The 12,081-nt window shown below is 69.2% G+C and carries 14 protein-coding genes; 8 read left to right on the forward strand and 6 right to left on the reverse strand.

The annotated features are described in order from the left end of the window. Positions 1-3: 3 nt before the first annotated feature. Together ROP_RS20145 and ROP_RS20150 are read right to left on the reverse strand one after the other, a co-directional pair. Positions 4-351: an SHOCT domain-containing protein gene (locus ROP_RS20145; RefSeq protein ID WP_012691257.1), complete on the reverse strand. Its 348-nt coding sequence runs from the start codon at positions 349-351 to the stop codon at positions 4-6. A 28-nt stretch (positions 352-379) separates the two neighbouring features. Further along, positions 380-808, reverse strand: a complete 429-nt coding sequence (locus ROP_RS20150) for a DUF6325 family protein (protein WP_012691258.1) — start codon at positions 806-808, stop codon at positions 380-382. A gap of 184 nt (positions 809-992) precedes the next feature. Here ROP_RS20150 and ROP_RS20155 point away from each other — a divergent pair, with 184 nt between their 5' ends. The 4 genes from ROP_RS20155 to ROP_RS20170 all read left to right on the forward strand — a co-directional run bounded on the left by ROP_RS20155 (position 993) and on the right by ROP_RS20170 (position 6,103). After that, positions 993-2,231: a cation:proton antiporter gene (locus tag ROP_RS20155; RefSeq protein ID WP_012691259.1), complete on the forward strand. Its 1,239-nt coding sequence runs from the start codon at positions 993-995 to the stop codon at positions 2,229-2,231. Then, positions 2,228-3,796 carry an MFS transporter gene (locus ROP_RS20160; RefSeq protein ID WP_012691260.1) on the forward strand — a complete coding sequence of 523 codons (1,569 nt, stop codon included), beginning with the start codon at positions 2,228-2,230 and terminating at the stop codon, positions 3,794-3,796. The genes ROP_RS20155 and ROP_RS20160 overlap by 4 nt, the downstream gene beginning before the upstream one ends. A 102-nt stretch (positions 3,797-3,898) precedes the next feature. Beyond that, positions 3,899-5,212: a serine hydrolase domain-containing protein gene (locus tag ROP_RS20165; protein ID WP_043825041.1), complete on the forward strand. Its 1,314-nt coding sequence runs from the start codon at positions 3,899-3,901 to the stop codon at positions 5,210-5,212. Positions 5,213-5,290: 78 nt separating this feature from the next. Beyond that, entirely contained in the window at positions 5,291-6,103 is an 813-nt protein-coding gene (locus ROP_RS20170; RefSeq protein ID WP_012691262.1) for an NAD(P)H-binding protein, read from the forward strand. Between the two features lie 6 nt (positions 6,104-6,109). Here the strand turns inward: ROP_RS20170 and ROP_RS20175 are convergent, their stop codons facing one another. From ROP_RS20175 to ROP_RS20185, 3 genes are all read right to left on the reverse strand, one after another. Further along, positions 6,110-6,379 (reverse strand): hypothetical protein, encoded by a 270-nt coding sequence (locus ROP_RS20175; protein WP_012691263.1) that lies wholly within the window; start codon positions 6,377-6,379, stop codon positions 6,110-6,112. A gap of 97 nt (positions 6,380-6,476) precedes the next feature. Next, positions 6,477-6,884, reverse strand: a complete 408-nt coding sequence (locus tag ROP_RS20180) for a very short patch repair endonuclease (protein ID WP_012691264.1) — start codon at positions 6,882-6,884, stop codon at positions 6,477-6,479. 15 nt (positions 6,885-6,899) lie between these two features. Next, positions 6,900-8,045, reverse strand: coding sequence for a DNA cytosine methyltransferase (locus ROP_RS20185; RefSeq protein ID WP_012691265.1), 1,146 nt, complete (start codon positions 8,043-8,045; stop codon positions 6,900-6,902). 180 nt (positions 8,046-8,225) lie between these two features. Here ROP_RS20185 and ROP_RS20190 point away from each other — a divergent pair, with 180 nt between their 5' ends. Together ROP_RS20190 and ROP_RS20195 are read left to right on the forward strand one after the other, a co-directional pair. Next, the gene (locus tag ROP_RS20190) at positions 8,226-9,323 is read left to right on the forward strand and encodes a hypothetical protein (RefSeq protein WP_012691266.1); all 1,098 of its coding nucleotides are present in this window, start codon (positions 8,226-8,228) and stop codon (positions 9,321-9,323) included. Beyond that, positions 9,320-9,907: a putative glycolipid-binding domain-containing protein gene (locus ROP_RS20195; protein WP_012691267.1), complete on the forward strand. Its 588-nt coding sequence runs from the start codon at positions 9,320-9,322 to the stop codon at positions 9,905-9,907. Before ROP_RS20190 ends, ROP_RS20195 begins: the two co-directional genes overlap by 4 nt. 51 nt (positions 9,908-9,958) lie before the next feature. Here the strand turns inward: ROP_RS20195 and ROP_RS20200 are convergent, their stop codons facing one another. Further along, on the reverse strand, positions 9,959-10,927 hold the full coding sequence (locus ROP_RS20200) for a prephenate dehydrogenase (protein ID WP_043825045.1): 969 nt from the start codon (positions 10,925-10,927) through the stop codon (positions 9,959-9,961). Between the two features lie 49 nt (positions 10,928-10,976). Here ROP_RS20200 and ROP_RS20205 point away from each other — a divergent pair, with 49 nt between their 5' ends. Both ROP_RS20205 and ROP_RS20210 read left to right on the forward strand, forming a co-directional pair. Beyond that, positions 10,977-11,516: a tRNA adenosine deaminase-associated protein gene (locus ROP_RS20205; RefSeq protein WP_012691269.1), complete on the forward strand. Its 540-nt coding sequence runs from the start codon at positions 10,977-10,979 to the stop codon at positions 11,514-11,516. 11 nt (positions 11,517-11,527) lie between these two features. Further along, positions 11,528-11,986, forward strand: coding sequence for a nucleoside deaminase (locus ROP_RS20210; RefSeq protein WP_012691270.1), 459 nt, complete (start codon positions 11,528-11,530; stop codon positions 11,984-11,986). Positions 11,987-12,081: the final 95 nt, after the last annotated feature.

Here is a 12,081-nt window from a genome sequence, read left to right on the forward strand (position 1 = left end):
TGCTCAGGATCCGAGCAGCTTCGCCTTCGCCGCCGCGAACTCCTCGTCGGTGAGCACGCCCGCGTCCTTCAGGCGGGCGAGTTCCTGGATGCGGGACACCAGGTCGTCGCCGCCCGCGGGTGCCGACGGCGGGGGCGGCTGCTGCGCGTACTGCTGTTGCGCTGCCTGCTGTTCCGCGTACTGCTGCTGGGCGGCCTGGTCGATCCGCTCCTGTTCCTCCGCCTGTTTATCGGCGGCGCGCCGGTTCATCGCGTTCGACGTCGCCCGCGCGGTGCCGGTGATCACCGCGGTCCGGGCGACCGTGCCGAGCAGCCCGGGACGTCCCATGCGGCGTGGACCCCTGAAAACCATGTCGTTCTCCGTTTCTGTGCGTGACGAGTCAGGTCGCCGCGGCGATGGCCGCCTCGACCACCTCGCGCGGGATGTGCAGGTGGAGAGCGACCTCGCCACCGGCCTTTCGGGAGGCGGCCGCGACCTTGCGCGCCCACGTCTGCTCGTAGACGAGCGCGACGGCGGACGAGCCCGGCTCCAGCGATTCGCGCACCACCTCGAGGTCCTCGTCGCTGATCAGTTCCTTGGCCTCGAGCGACAGCGCGGCGAGACCGATGCTGTCGAGGTCCTCGTCCACCTCCACCTGACGCATCGTGCCGTCCGTTCCCTTGGAGATGAACACGAGGTCGAGGATGGTGACCAGGCCCTTGTCGACTGCGTCCCGGAAGGTCTCGACCACTTCGGGATCGGCCTGCTCGCCCGGAAACGTGAGAAAGAGAAACGCGACCGGACCGACATCTTCAGCTGAATTCGACATCTTCTCTCCCTGCGCTGGGGGTGCCCTGATGTCGATGATCGCCACCGGCCCGGAGAGCCGCATCATCCACGACGGGTGATTCCGGGTGGTGGCGTTCATCCCTTACGGATGATGTCTCCCGATCCGGGCTCTGTGAGGCTCGAGCCCAGTGCTGTTTCCGGCGGTTCGAGAAACGGGGTGATGCATGCCTTCCGTGGGAGCCTCGCTGTTCTGGATCGTGGCCTGCGCCGTGATCGCCCCGCTGCTCGCCGGGTTGTTCCCCCGCAAACTCGTGCCCGAGGTCGTGCTCCTCCTCGTCGCCGGGATCGTCGTCGGCCCGCACGTCTTCGATCTCGCGGTGGCAGGCAGCGAGATCGACCTGCTGCGCGAACTGGGGCTGGGCCTGCTGTTCCTGCTGGCCGGATACGAGATCGACACCGCCGAGATCACCGGCCGCGGCGGCAGGCGGGCACTGCTGACATGGCTGATCTCGCTGGCGCTGGCGTTCACGGTGGTGTCGCTGCTGAGCCTGGCCCACGTGGTCGACGCGGGAACGGCGGTGGCCATCGCCATGACGTCGACCGCCCTCGGCACGCTCCTGCCGATCCTCCGCGACGCGGGCGGGCTCGACACCCGGCTGGGCCGGACGATCCTCAATCACGGCGCGTTCGGCGAACTCGGGCCGGTCGTCGCGATGGCGGTGCTCCTCGGGTCCCGGGGGTCGGTGGCATCCATCGTGGTTCTCGGACTGTTCACGGCCGCGGCCGTGCTGGTCGCGTTCATCCCCGCCCGCGTGCGGCGCGAGGGGTCCCGGATCACGGCGATCATCCGGTCGGGGTCGGAGACGACGTCGCAGACCACGGTCCGGCTGACGATGCTGCTACTCGTCACACTCACCGTGCTCGCAGCGGGGTTCGGGCTCGACACGATCCTCGGAGCATTCGCGGCGGGATTCATCCTGCGGCGGGCCACGCCCGAAGGCGACGAGACCCTCGAAACCAAACTCGACGGCCTGGCGTTCGGTTTCCTGATCCCGATCTTCTTCGTGACGTCGGGCATGGCCATCGACGTTGCCGCGGTGGCGTCCGAACCCGGCGTCCTGATCGCGTTCGTCCTGCTGATCCTGCTGGTACGGTCGGGCCCGGTCTACTTCGCCGGAAGACTCGACCGGGGCGCCGACGGCACGGACCCACCCTTCACCGTCCGCGAACGCACCCAGCTGGCGCTGTACGCGGGAACCGGTCTGCCGCTGATCGTCGCGGTCACGGGAGTGGCCGTCGACTCGGGCGACATGACGTCCGCCAATGCGTCCGTGCTCGTCGCGGCGGGTGCGATCACCGTCCTCCTCTTCCCGCTCGCGGCATCGCTGCTCGCGTCGAGTCCCGAACCGACGGTCGACACCGCGGGCCTACGAGGAGACGAGAACCCCGGGAGCAGACAGTGACTCGAACCGAATCGACGCAGGCGCCGGCCCGAGCGACGCTGACCCTCGCGACCCTCATCCTCGTCGCCGCCGTCGCCAATCTGAACCTGTCCGTCGCGAACGTCGCGCTCCCCGATATCGGTCGCGCGTTCGACGCGAGTCAGACGCAGCTGAACCTCATCGCGGTGGCGTACTCCCTCGGGCTGGCCGCGTCGGTCCTCTACCTCGGGGCGCTCGGCGACCGCTACGGGCGCAAGCAGATGCTGGTGCTCGGCATGGCGCTGTCGCTGCCGGCATCGGCGATCGCAGGGTTCGCCGGGAACTTCGAAATACTGTTCCTCGCACGAGTTCTCGGTGGCGTCTCCGCCGGGCTCGCCTACCCCACCACCCTCGCGATCATCACCGCGCTGTGGTCGGGACCGCCCCGCACCAAGGCGATCGCACTGTGGTCGGCCCTCGGCGGTGCGATCTCCTCGCTCGGACCGATCGTGTCGGGCGCGCTCCTCGAACAGTTCCATTGGGGCTCGGTGTTCCTCGTGACGCTTCCGCTCGCCGGCCTCGCTCTCGTCGCCGCCATCCTGTGGGTGCCCGCCCACGTCAACGAAACCACCGATCCCGTCGACAATCTCGGCGGCATCATCTCCGTCGTGTTCATCGCCGCCCTCATCCTCGCGATCAATTTCGCGCCCGTCGACGGCTCCGGCGCACTCGCCGTCGGTCTCGGTCTGATCGCCCTCGCCGCGGGCGCCGCGTTCTTCCTGCAGCAACGGCGGGCGGCGCACCCACTGTTCGATCTGCACGTCGCCGCTCGGCCGACGTTCTGGGTGGCCGCCGTCGGCGGGGTGATCGTGTTCGGCGCCTTGATGGGAGCGATGTTCATCGGGCAGCAATTCCTCCAGAACGTGCTCGAGTACTCCACGCTCGCCGCCGGATCCGCGATCATCCCGGCCGCCGTCGCCATGGTCGTCGTCGCACCCCGCTCAGCGAAACTCGTCGAATCGCACGGCGCCCGGTTCACACTGCTCCTGGGCTACCTGTTCGTCGTCCTCGGACTGGTCGTCGCGCTGGTGTGGTGGGACGAGAACGCGACGTACTGGTGGGTGGCGCTGGCCTACGCGTTCGTCGGCATCGGGGTCGGATTCGCGGGAACTCCGGCGTCGCGGTCGCTGACCGGTTCGGTGCCGGTGTCGCGGGCGGGCATGGCATCGGGCACGTCCGATCTGCAGCGCGACCTCGGTGGCGCGATCATGCAGTCGATCCTCGGCGCGGTGCTCACCGCCGGTTACGCGAAGTCGCTGTCGGCCACGATCGCCTCGTCGCCGGATGCCGGCCAGATCACCCCGGAAACCCAAGCGGCGCTCACGAAGTCGTACTCCAGCGCCGAGGTGCTGGCGGAACGCTATCCGCAGTACGCCGAGCAGATCATCGCCGCCGCCCGCAGCGCGTTCCTGGACGGCGACGACCGTGCGTACCTCGCCGCGATCCTGGTGGTGTGCGCCGGGGCCGTGGTGGTGTTCTTCTTCTTCCCGCGACGCGACCAGGAGAAGCGGCTGCTGGCCGAATACGCGACCGAGAGTGCGCAGTAGGGCGAACGTACCGTCCGGCGCCTCGGAAGCGCCGAAAGGTACATTCGCCCGGCGGTCGCGGGGTAAATTCCCGAGAGGGGCACCTCGACGACGGGACGCACGATGACAGCTCAGGTCGTGACCAAGATGTATCGACGACGAGGCCTCGCGGCGGTCGCGGCGGCATTGCTGCTGGTGACGGCGTCGTGCTCCGACGACTCGTCCTCGACGGGCGCCTCGGCGACCTCGACGACGACGCAGACGGGATCGCCGGCGGCCGAGGCGGGCCCCGCGCAGATCGACCCGGGGGTCGCGGACCGACTCGACGAGGCGATCGAGAAGGCGATGTCGATGGCGGCGATTCCCGGCGCGATCGTGGGCGTGTGGGGGCCCGACGGCGATTACGTGAAGGCGTTCGGCGTCGCCGACAAGTCGACGGGCGCGCCGATGGAGGCCGATTTCTATCACCGGATCGGCAGTGTGACAAAGACGTTCACGGTGACAGGTCTGCTGCAACTGGTCGACGAAGACAAGGTGGCCCTCGACGACCCGATCTCGAAGTACGTGGAGGGCGTGCCGGCGGGCGACCAGATCACGCTGCGCCAACTCGCCCGGATGCAGAGCGGGCTGCCCAACTACACGGCAAACAAGGACTTCCAGCAGGCGTTGCTCTCCGACCCGATGCGGAACTTCACGCCTCCAGAACTGCTGGGTTACGCGTTCACCCAGCCCGCGTCCTTCCCACCCGGCCAGGGGTTCGAGTATTCGAACACGAACACGGTCTTGCTGGGGCTCGTCGTCGAGAAGGTCAGCGGAATGCCGCTCCCGGAGTACATCTCGCAGAAGATCATCCAGCCGCTGAAGATGGCGGACACCAGCTTCCCGACCACCAACGCGTTCCCCGAACCGCACGCGCAGGGCTACACCGAGCAGACCCTGGACGAGAAGGAAGCCGTCGCCACCGATTGGAATCCGTCCTGGGGCTGGGCGGCAGGCGCCATGATCTCCACCCTCGACGACCTGCGCATCTGGGCGCCCGCACTGGCCACGGGAACACTGCTGCAACCGGCCACGCAGGCGCAGCGGCTCGAGACGGTGACCGCGCCGGGTCTGGCATCCGATGTCGGCTACGGCCTGGGTATCTTCGACATCGCGGGCTGGATCGGGCACAACGGCAGCCTCCCCGGCTACCAGACGGTGTGCATCTACCTTCCCGAGAAGGAGACCACGGTCGCGATCATGCTCAACACCGACGTCCCGTACGAGGACAGCGAACCGAGCACGGCGCTCGCCGGAGCCGTCACCGAAGTCATCACGCCCGAGCACATCTACCGGCTCCGGCCCGGGGTGCAGAACCCGGACGCGTCGCCCCCCGCCACCCCGACGCCGTCGGAGACACCGGCGCCCTCCACGACCCCCGCCCCGCCGACCAGCTGACCCCCCCATGTGAGTGGCAAAGCGTGCCGGGGCACACTTTGCCACTCACGTGCCCGGCCGCGGTAGTAGCGTGCAGCCATGACGATTCTCGTGACGGGGGCAACCGGGAACATCGGCCGAATGCTCGTCGACCACCTGCTCGCGCGGGGTGCGACGGACGTCCGGGCACTCACGAATCATCCTGACAGGGCGCAACTTCCAGACTCGGTCACCGTCGTCGAGGGATACCTCCGCAGACTCGACAGCCTGCCCGCGGCGTTCGACGGCGTCGATTCCCTGTATCTCGCACCGACTCCCGACACCGCCCCGGACGCGCTGCGCCTGGCGAAGCGGGCCGGAGTCCGGCACGTCGTCGACCTCTCCGGTCCCCACGACGGCCACTGGGGCGACGTCGCACGCGCCGTCGAGGCGTCCGGCATCGAATGGACACACCTGTGGCCCGGCGAGTTCATGGAGAACGCGGGAATCCTGGCACCGCAGATCGCCGCCGGCGACACCGTGCGCGAGCCGTATCCGACAGCGGCGAACGCACCCATCGCCATGGACGACATCGCCGAGGTCGCCGCCGTCGCCCTCCTCGACGACGGACACGTCGGGAAGTCGTACGAACTCACCGGTCCCGAGACGATCACCCGCGCCGACCTCGTCCGCGAACTGGGCGCCGCCCTCGGCCGGAACATCGAGTACCGCCAGGTGTCGCTGGACGAGGCGGTGGACGTCCTGACGCCGGCGATGGGTGAATACGCCCGCTGGTACCTGGAGGGGATGGCGAGCCTGGTCGACGCCCCGCAGCAGGCGAACCGCCTCGTCGAGCAACTCACCGGCCGCCCGGCGACCACCTTCGCGCAGTGGGCGTCGGCGCACGCCGGCGAGTTCAGCGGTCCGGGGTGAGTGCGATTACGGGCTGGAGAACGTGTAGATCCGGCACCCGCTCATGTTCGCGGCCGACACGACGCCGTCGGCGCGCGCGAAGTCACCCTTGGCGGAGAGATTGTTCGCGAGGGCGGCCTGGTCCTCGCAGAAACCCTGGTCCGCAGGGTTGGCCGGGGGATTGCTGATGTACGTGTCGCCCGGAGCAGCCACCGCGAAGGGCGCCGCTCCGACGAGTGGGACGGCCGCTGCTGCAATCGCAATGGAGGCCGCCGCGACGATACGGCGGATCATCATGCGCCTCCGAAGTGGTTCGAACGGTTGCTGATGACACCATCCTGCACCGATCCGCGGTCGGCGACCAGACCCCCCAGGGGTGGGAATTGCAACACCTTCACCGTCCGCGGCGCAGGGCGGCCTGGACCCGGTCCGCGGCGACCACCGGATTCTCGTGCTCCCATATCCGCACCACCGTCCACCCGGCGTCGGTCAGCGTCGAGTCGGTGTTCCGGTCGCGGGTGACGTTCCCGGCGAGCTTCTCGGCCCACCACTGCGCGTTGTTCTTCGGGAACGTCGCGTGCTGCGGGCAGCTGTGCCAGAAACACCCGTCCACGTACACGGCCACCTTGCGACGCGGAAACACCAGGTCGGCGCGCCGCCGAACACCCTTCATCGGTGCCCGGTCCACGAAGTACCGGACCCCACGCCGGTGCAGTTCCCGGCGCAGAGCGAGTTCGGGTGCCGTGTCGCGGCGCCGCTGCGCCCGCATCCGGGCGCTGGTCGCGGGGTCGGTGACGGGCATCGCAGGTCTGTCCGGCTACGCGGCGGCCTCGGGGAAGCCGCCCATGCGGTCGAGGTGGCTCTCGACGTCGTCGATGAAACCGGGCACGAAACGCAGATTGCCCATCCGGGCCCGTTTCAGGAAACCGGCGGTCGCGCGCGCGGACAGCAGCCGGGTGTCCTCCAGGAATCCGCTGAGATCCTCGTACGGTTCCTGCACCGGCCACGTCGACGTGTGCACGCGGAACGCCTGCCGGTTGCTGCCCCACGCCGCCACCGGCCACGCGTCGCCGGGCTTCATCGGCGTCTCGATGCCCCGCTCGTACTCGGCCGGCTCGAGCAGCCGCCGACCGACCCACGACGCCATCCGCACACTCACCGCGTTGCCGACGAGCTTCCACCGATGGCTGTTCCGCAGACCGGGCACCAGCGCGGCGGGCGCCGTCCAGTCCGGGTCGAAGCCCTGCAGGCGTTCGGCGTCCACCAGGCCGGGGGTCACGATCTCGCCCGACGGCAGTCGCACGGCGGGCGGGCTCGCGATCCCGACCGACGAACCGCCCTTGAGCGTGGGCACCGCGTTGACCGCCCACCCCAGGCCGCGGGTGCCCTCCGTCCAGTAGAAACCGCACGGGAAATCGGTGGGATCGTCGACGGGGCGTTCCCCGGCATCCTCACCGAACAGGACCGCGCGCGGGTCCTCCGTCCGCGACGCGAGCATCAGGACCCGCTGCCGGCGCTGAGGGAGGCCGAAGGCGCGCGCGTCGACCACCCGGTACGCCCACATGTAGCCGAGGTCCTCGAGGGCGTCCGTGATGTGCCTCATAGCCGCCCCGCGACCCAGCTGCAGCATGAACGGCACGTTCTCGATCAGGAGCCAGCGCGGGCCCCTCTTCCGCTTCACCAACCGGAACACCTCGTCGACGAGACCGGAACGCGCACCGGTGATGCCTGCGGTCCGGCCGGCCTGGGAGAGGTCCTGGCAGGGGAATCCGGCGGCGACGAGTTCGATGTTCTGGGGGAGGGAACGCAGCTTGGTGACATCGGAATGCACTGGGACGTCCGTGAATCGGGTACGCAGAACCGCCTGGGCGCCCGGATCGATCTCACAGAGCAGTTCGGTGTTCCAGCCGTGCTCCCTCAGACCCAACTCGAGCCCGCCGATACCGGCGAACAGGCCCACCATGCTCCCGGTTGACGTCACGGCACCCTTCCTCACGAACCAGTCACCCGAGAACGTTACTCGAGATCTGAGCCTGTGATGACCAACCACCCGTGAGTACTTATTGACGTCGGGCGGTTAATAAGTACTCACGGGCGCGAAGCGCACCTAGACTTCCTGTAGGCGGGAGCACAGGGAGGCGGCATGATCTCGGGTTTCCGGAACCGGTCGCACCTCGTGCGTGACGCCCAGGGCAGCGGCCTGGTCGAGGCGTTCGTCATCATCGGGATCGTCACGATCCTGCTCACCCGCGCCTACCTCCACCTCACCGGATACCCGCAGGTCGGGGGATCCTCGCTGCACATCGCGCACGTGCTGTGGGGCGGGCTCGGCATGGTCGTGGCCCTCGTCACCGTGTTCTCGTTCCTCGGGATGAAACCGCGGGTCCTCGGTGTCGTGATCGGCGGCATCGGGTTCGGGTTGTTCCTCGACGAGATCGGCAAGTTCGTCACCAAGACCAACGACTATTTCTACCGACCGTCCATCGCGATCATGTACGTGGTGATCGTCGTGTTGTTGCTGGTCAACCGGTCACTGCACGACGTGCGGCCGCCGACCCCGACGGAGGACGTCGCCAACGCCGCCGCCATCGCGCTCGGCGGACTGGACCGCGGACTGGACCGTGTGCGCCGGGATCAGGCGCTGGCCCAGCTGCGCCGGGCCGCCGCGGCGGGGGCCGACGACGCGACCCTGACGTCCGTGCGGGACCTGCTCGCCCGCTGCCCGGACCGCACCGGCCGCACCGTCCCCACCGCCCGCGAACTGGCCCGGCGCGCGACCCCCGCCTTCGCCAAGGGTCCGGGCATGCTCTGGACCGCGGCCGTACTGCTCACGCTGTTCTCCACCCTGGGGCTGCTCAACGCCGTGGCCACCCTCGGCGACGACTTGCGCGGCGACGAGGGAACCGACATCACCACCATCGGCCAGCTCACCGGGTCCGCCATCGCGTTCGTGCTGTGCTGGGCGGCCGTCGTGCGATTGCGGAACGGCAAGCTGTGGCCGCTGCAGTTCCTGCGGGCCGCCGCCCTGGTCACGATCCTGCTCACCGAGGTGTTCGATTTCGTCGCACAGGAATTCGGGGCACTGCTGAACGTCGCGGTCGGACTCGGCGCCCTCGTCGTCTTCTCGTCGCGCATCGCGGTCACGGAACGAGCCCGAGCCCTGACTCTCGACAACTCTGCTGCAACGAAACTCGGCCCGTTGCCACCCCGGGAGCCGTCGTCGCTTACCGTAGACAGGTGAGCATCCAAGCCTCCGGTGCCTCGACCTGGCCCGCAGTACTGACGTGGCGGGCGGACAACGCACCCCGAATGGAATCGGTGCGCGTCCAGCTGAACGGCGACCGCATCAAGGCCGCAGGCCGGATCATCGGCGGCGAGTGCCCCGAGCATCCCGCGTTCAGCGCGTCCTACGACCTCGTCACCGACGAGAGCGGCGTCACCCGCAGGCTGTCGCTGCGGACGTCCGTCGCGGCCGGTGAGCGGCAGATGTCGATCAGCCGGGACGAAGAGGGCACGTGGATGGTGGAGCACGGCGCCAACCATCAGCGGTCCACGTTCGACGGCGCCCTCGACGTCGACATGGTGCTCAGCCCCTTCTTCAACGCCCTGCCCATCCGGCGGTACGGCCTGCACCTCGGGTCCGAGGACATCGAGGTCCCCGTCGTCTACGTGAACCTCCTGGACCTGCGGGTCGAGGGCGCGATCCTCACCTACAGCAGCGGTCCGGACGGCATCCACGTGCTGTCGCCGGTATCGAGTTCCTCGGTGACGGTCGACCGCGACGGGTTCATCATCGACTACCCGGGCCTGGCGGAACGGATCTAGGCGGCTTCGCCGCTCGTGCGCCTTTTTGGTAGCTCCAGCAACCAGAAAGGCTCACAGGCGGCGGAGCCGCCCCCCGCGCCGGCCGGCGTCTCGCATCTCCTCGATCCAGCCCGCGCGGCCGGGGACGATGCCGCTGATCTCCCACGTCTCCTGGTTGTCGTAGGTCAGGCGGGCGGCGTGACCGTCGTCGACGAGTGTCGCCGCGGACGACTGTTCCGACAGTTCGGTTCGCGCGTCCTGCAGCAGCGTCAACGCCTCGTCCAGTGCGATCAGCAGGGCGTCGCGGTTGCCCTCGCACATGGCCCGGACGAGTCCGGGCGCGCTGCCCGCCACCCGGGTGCCGTCCCGGAACGAGCCGGCCGCCAGGCCCAGCGCCAGCGGTCCGCCGCGGGCGCCGGTGATCGCGAGGGTCTCGGCCAGCAGGTGCGGCAGGTGCGAGATGCGCGCGACCGCCCGGTCGTGTTCGGCGGACTCGGCGGGCACGACGACGGAACCGCAGTCCAGGGCGAGTTGCGCGACCTGCGTCCAGATGCCGGGGTCGACGCCGTCGTCGGTGCCGACCACCCACACGGCCTCTCGGAACAGGTCGGCACTGCCGACGCTCCACCCGGACGCCGACGTTCCCGCCATCGGATGTCCGCCCACGTAGCGGTCGGCGAGTCCCTGGCGGGCCGCGGCCGCCGCGACCTCGGCCTTGACGCTGACGACGTCGGTGATCGGGCAGTTCGGTGCGTACAGGGCGATCGCGGTGAGGGTGGGGGCGACGGCGGGCACCGGGACCGCGATCACGATCAGCGCGGATGCGGCGGACGCACGCTGGAGCACCGCGACCAGATCGGTGTCGGCGTCGAATCCGTCCGCGCGGGCGGCGTCGACGGACGGCGCGGACCGGTTGTGACCCCACGCTTCGCGGCCCGCGCGCACTGCCGCACGCAGCAGCGAACCGCCGATCAATCCCAGGCCGAGCACGCACACCGGAGGTGTGGAAGGGGTTTCAGACACCCGAACAGGTTGGCACATTCGGCGGTGGACTTCATTTACCGGCACCCAGCGGGCTACCGTTGCGCTCATGGGTGCACAGCGCGCGGAAAACAACAGCGCCTCCACGGATCGGGCAGAGGATCTGGAGGGCTTCGGTGTCGCAGTAGTACACGAGGACGGCCGGTGGAAGGTGAAGGCCCTCACGTCGGCTGCTCTGACCAGTTTGAGCGTCGCGGAGGAGGAGCTTCGGGCCCTCCGTAGCGCGGGCGCGTTCTTCGGTCTGCTGGACGTGGACGACGAGTTCTTCATCGTGCTCCGTCCGGCGCCGTCCGGAACGCGTCTGCTGCTCTCCGACGCCACCGCCGCCATCGACTACGACATCGCCGCCGACGTCCTCGAGGCGCTCAACGTCGAGGTCCCGGACATCGATCCGGACGACCTCGACGACGTCGAGCCATGGGAGGAGGGCGACCTGTCGCTGCTCGCCGACCTCGGTCTGCCCGAACCCGTGCTGGCGGTCATCACGTCCGAGACGGATCTCTACCCCGACGAGCAGCTCGCGATGATCGCGCAGCGGCTCGGGTTCACCACGGAACTGACCGGGGTCCTCGACAAGCTTCCCCGGTAGTCCCGCACGCCGTGACTCTTCAGGACGACGAGCGGATGATCCGCGCGGCGATCGAGGCGGCCCGCGCCGCCACCGACGCCGACGTGCCCGTGGGTGCGGTGGTGTTCGACGCGGACGGCGTCGAGGTGTCGCGGGCCGTGAACTCGCGGGAGGCGATGGCGGATCCGACGGCCCACGCGGAGATCATCGCGCTGCGGGCCGCCGCGCGGGTGTACGGAGACGGCTGGCGCCTCGAGGGGGCGACGCTGGCGGTGACGCTGGAGCCGTGCACGATGTGCGCGGGCGCGCTCGTGCTGGCCCGGATCTCCCGGGTGGTGTTCGGGGCGTGGGAGCCGAAGACCGGTGCTGTCGGTTCGTTGTGGGATGTGGTCCGCGACCGCCGTCTCACACACCGCCCGCAGGTCAGGGGCGGTGTTCTGGAGGACGAGTGCGCCGGCATCCTCGAAGACTTCTTCCGTGAGCGACGCTGACCGGTTTCAAACGCTTTCGTGGGGTACTCGACACATTGTGGCCGGGTCGCCATGACCCGTGCTTCTCTGGAGACAGGCGCCGACGAGGCGCCGCC

The sequence above is a fragment of the Rhodococcus opacus B4 genome (assembly GCF_000010805.1).
GTDB lineage: Bacteria > Actinomycetota > Actinomycetes > Mycobacteriales > Mycobacteriaceae > Rhodococcus_F > Rhodococcus_F opacus_C.

What these genes read in the sequence shown, in the direction of transcription:
- ROP_RS20145 (WP_012691257.1), bottom strand. Translation starts at nt 351, where the DNA reads ATGGTTTTCAGGGGTCCACGCCGCATGGGACGTCCCGGGCTGCTCGGC.
- ROP_RS20150 (WP_012691258.1), bottom strand. Translation starts at nt 808, where the DNA reads ATGTCGAATTCAGCTGAAGATGTCGGTCCGGTCGCGTTTCTCTTTCTC.
- ROP_RS20205 (WP_012691269.1), top strand. Translation starts at nt 10,977, where the DNA reads ATGGGTGCACAGCGCGCGGAAAACAACAGCGCCTCCACGGATCGGGCA.
- ROP_RS20200 (WP_043825045.1), bottom strand. Translation starts at nt 10,927, where the DNA reads ATGTGCCAACCTGTTCGGGTGTCTGAAACCCCTTCCACACCTCCGGTG.
- ROP_RS20185 (WP_012691265.1), bottom strand. Translation starts at nt 8,045, where the DNA reads ATGGTGGGCCTGTTCGCCGGTATCGGCGGGCTCGAGTTGGGTCTGAGG.
- ROP_RS20170 (WP_012691262.1), top strand. Translation starts at nt 5,291, where the DNA reads ATGACGATTCTCGTGACGGGGGCAACCGGGAACATCGGCCGAATGCTC.
- ROP_RS20165 (WP_043825041.1), top strand. Translation starts at nt 3,899, where the DNA reads ATGACAGCTCAGGTCGTGACCAAGATGTATCGACGACGAGGCCTCGCG.
- ROP_RS20175 (WP_012691263.1), bottom strand. Translation starts at nt 6,379, where the DNA reads ATGATGATCCGCCGTATCGTCGCGGCGGCCTCCATTGCGATTGCAGCA.
- ROP_RS20190 (WP_012691266.1), top strand. Translation starts at nt 8,226, where the DNA reads ATGATCTCGGGTTTCCGGAACCGGTCGCACCTCGTGCGTGACGCCCAG.
- ROP_RS20155 (WP_012691259.1), top strand. Translation starts at nt 993, where the DNA reads ATGCCTTCCGTGGGAGCCTCGCTGTTCTGGATCGTGGCCTGCGCCGTG.
- ROP_RS20180 (WP_012691264.1), bottom strand. Translation starts at nt 6,884, where the DNA reads ATGCCCGTCACCGACCCCGCGACCAGCGCCCGGATGCGGGCGCAGCGG.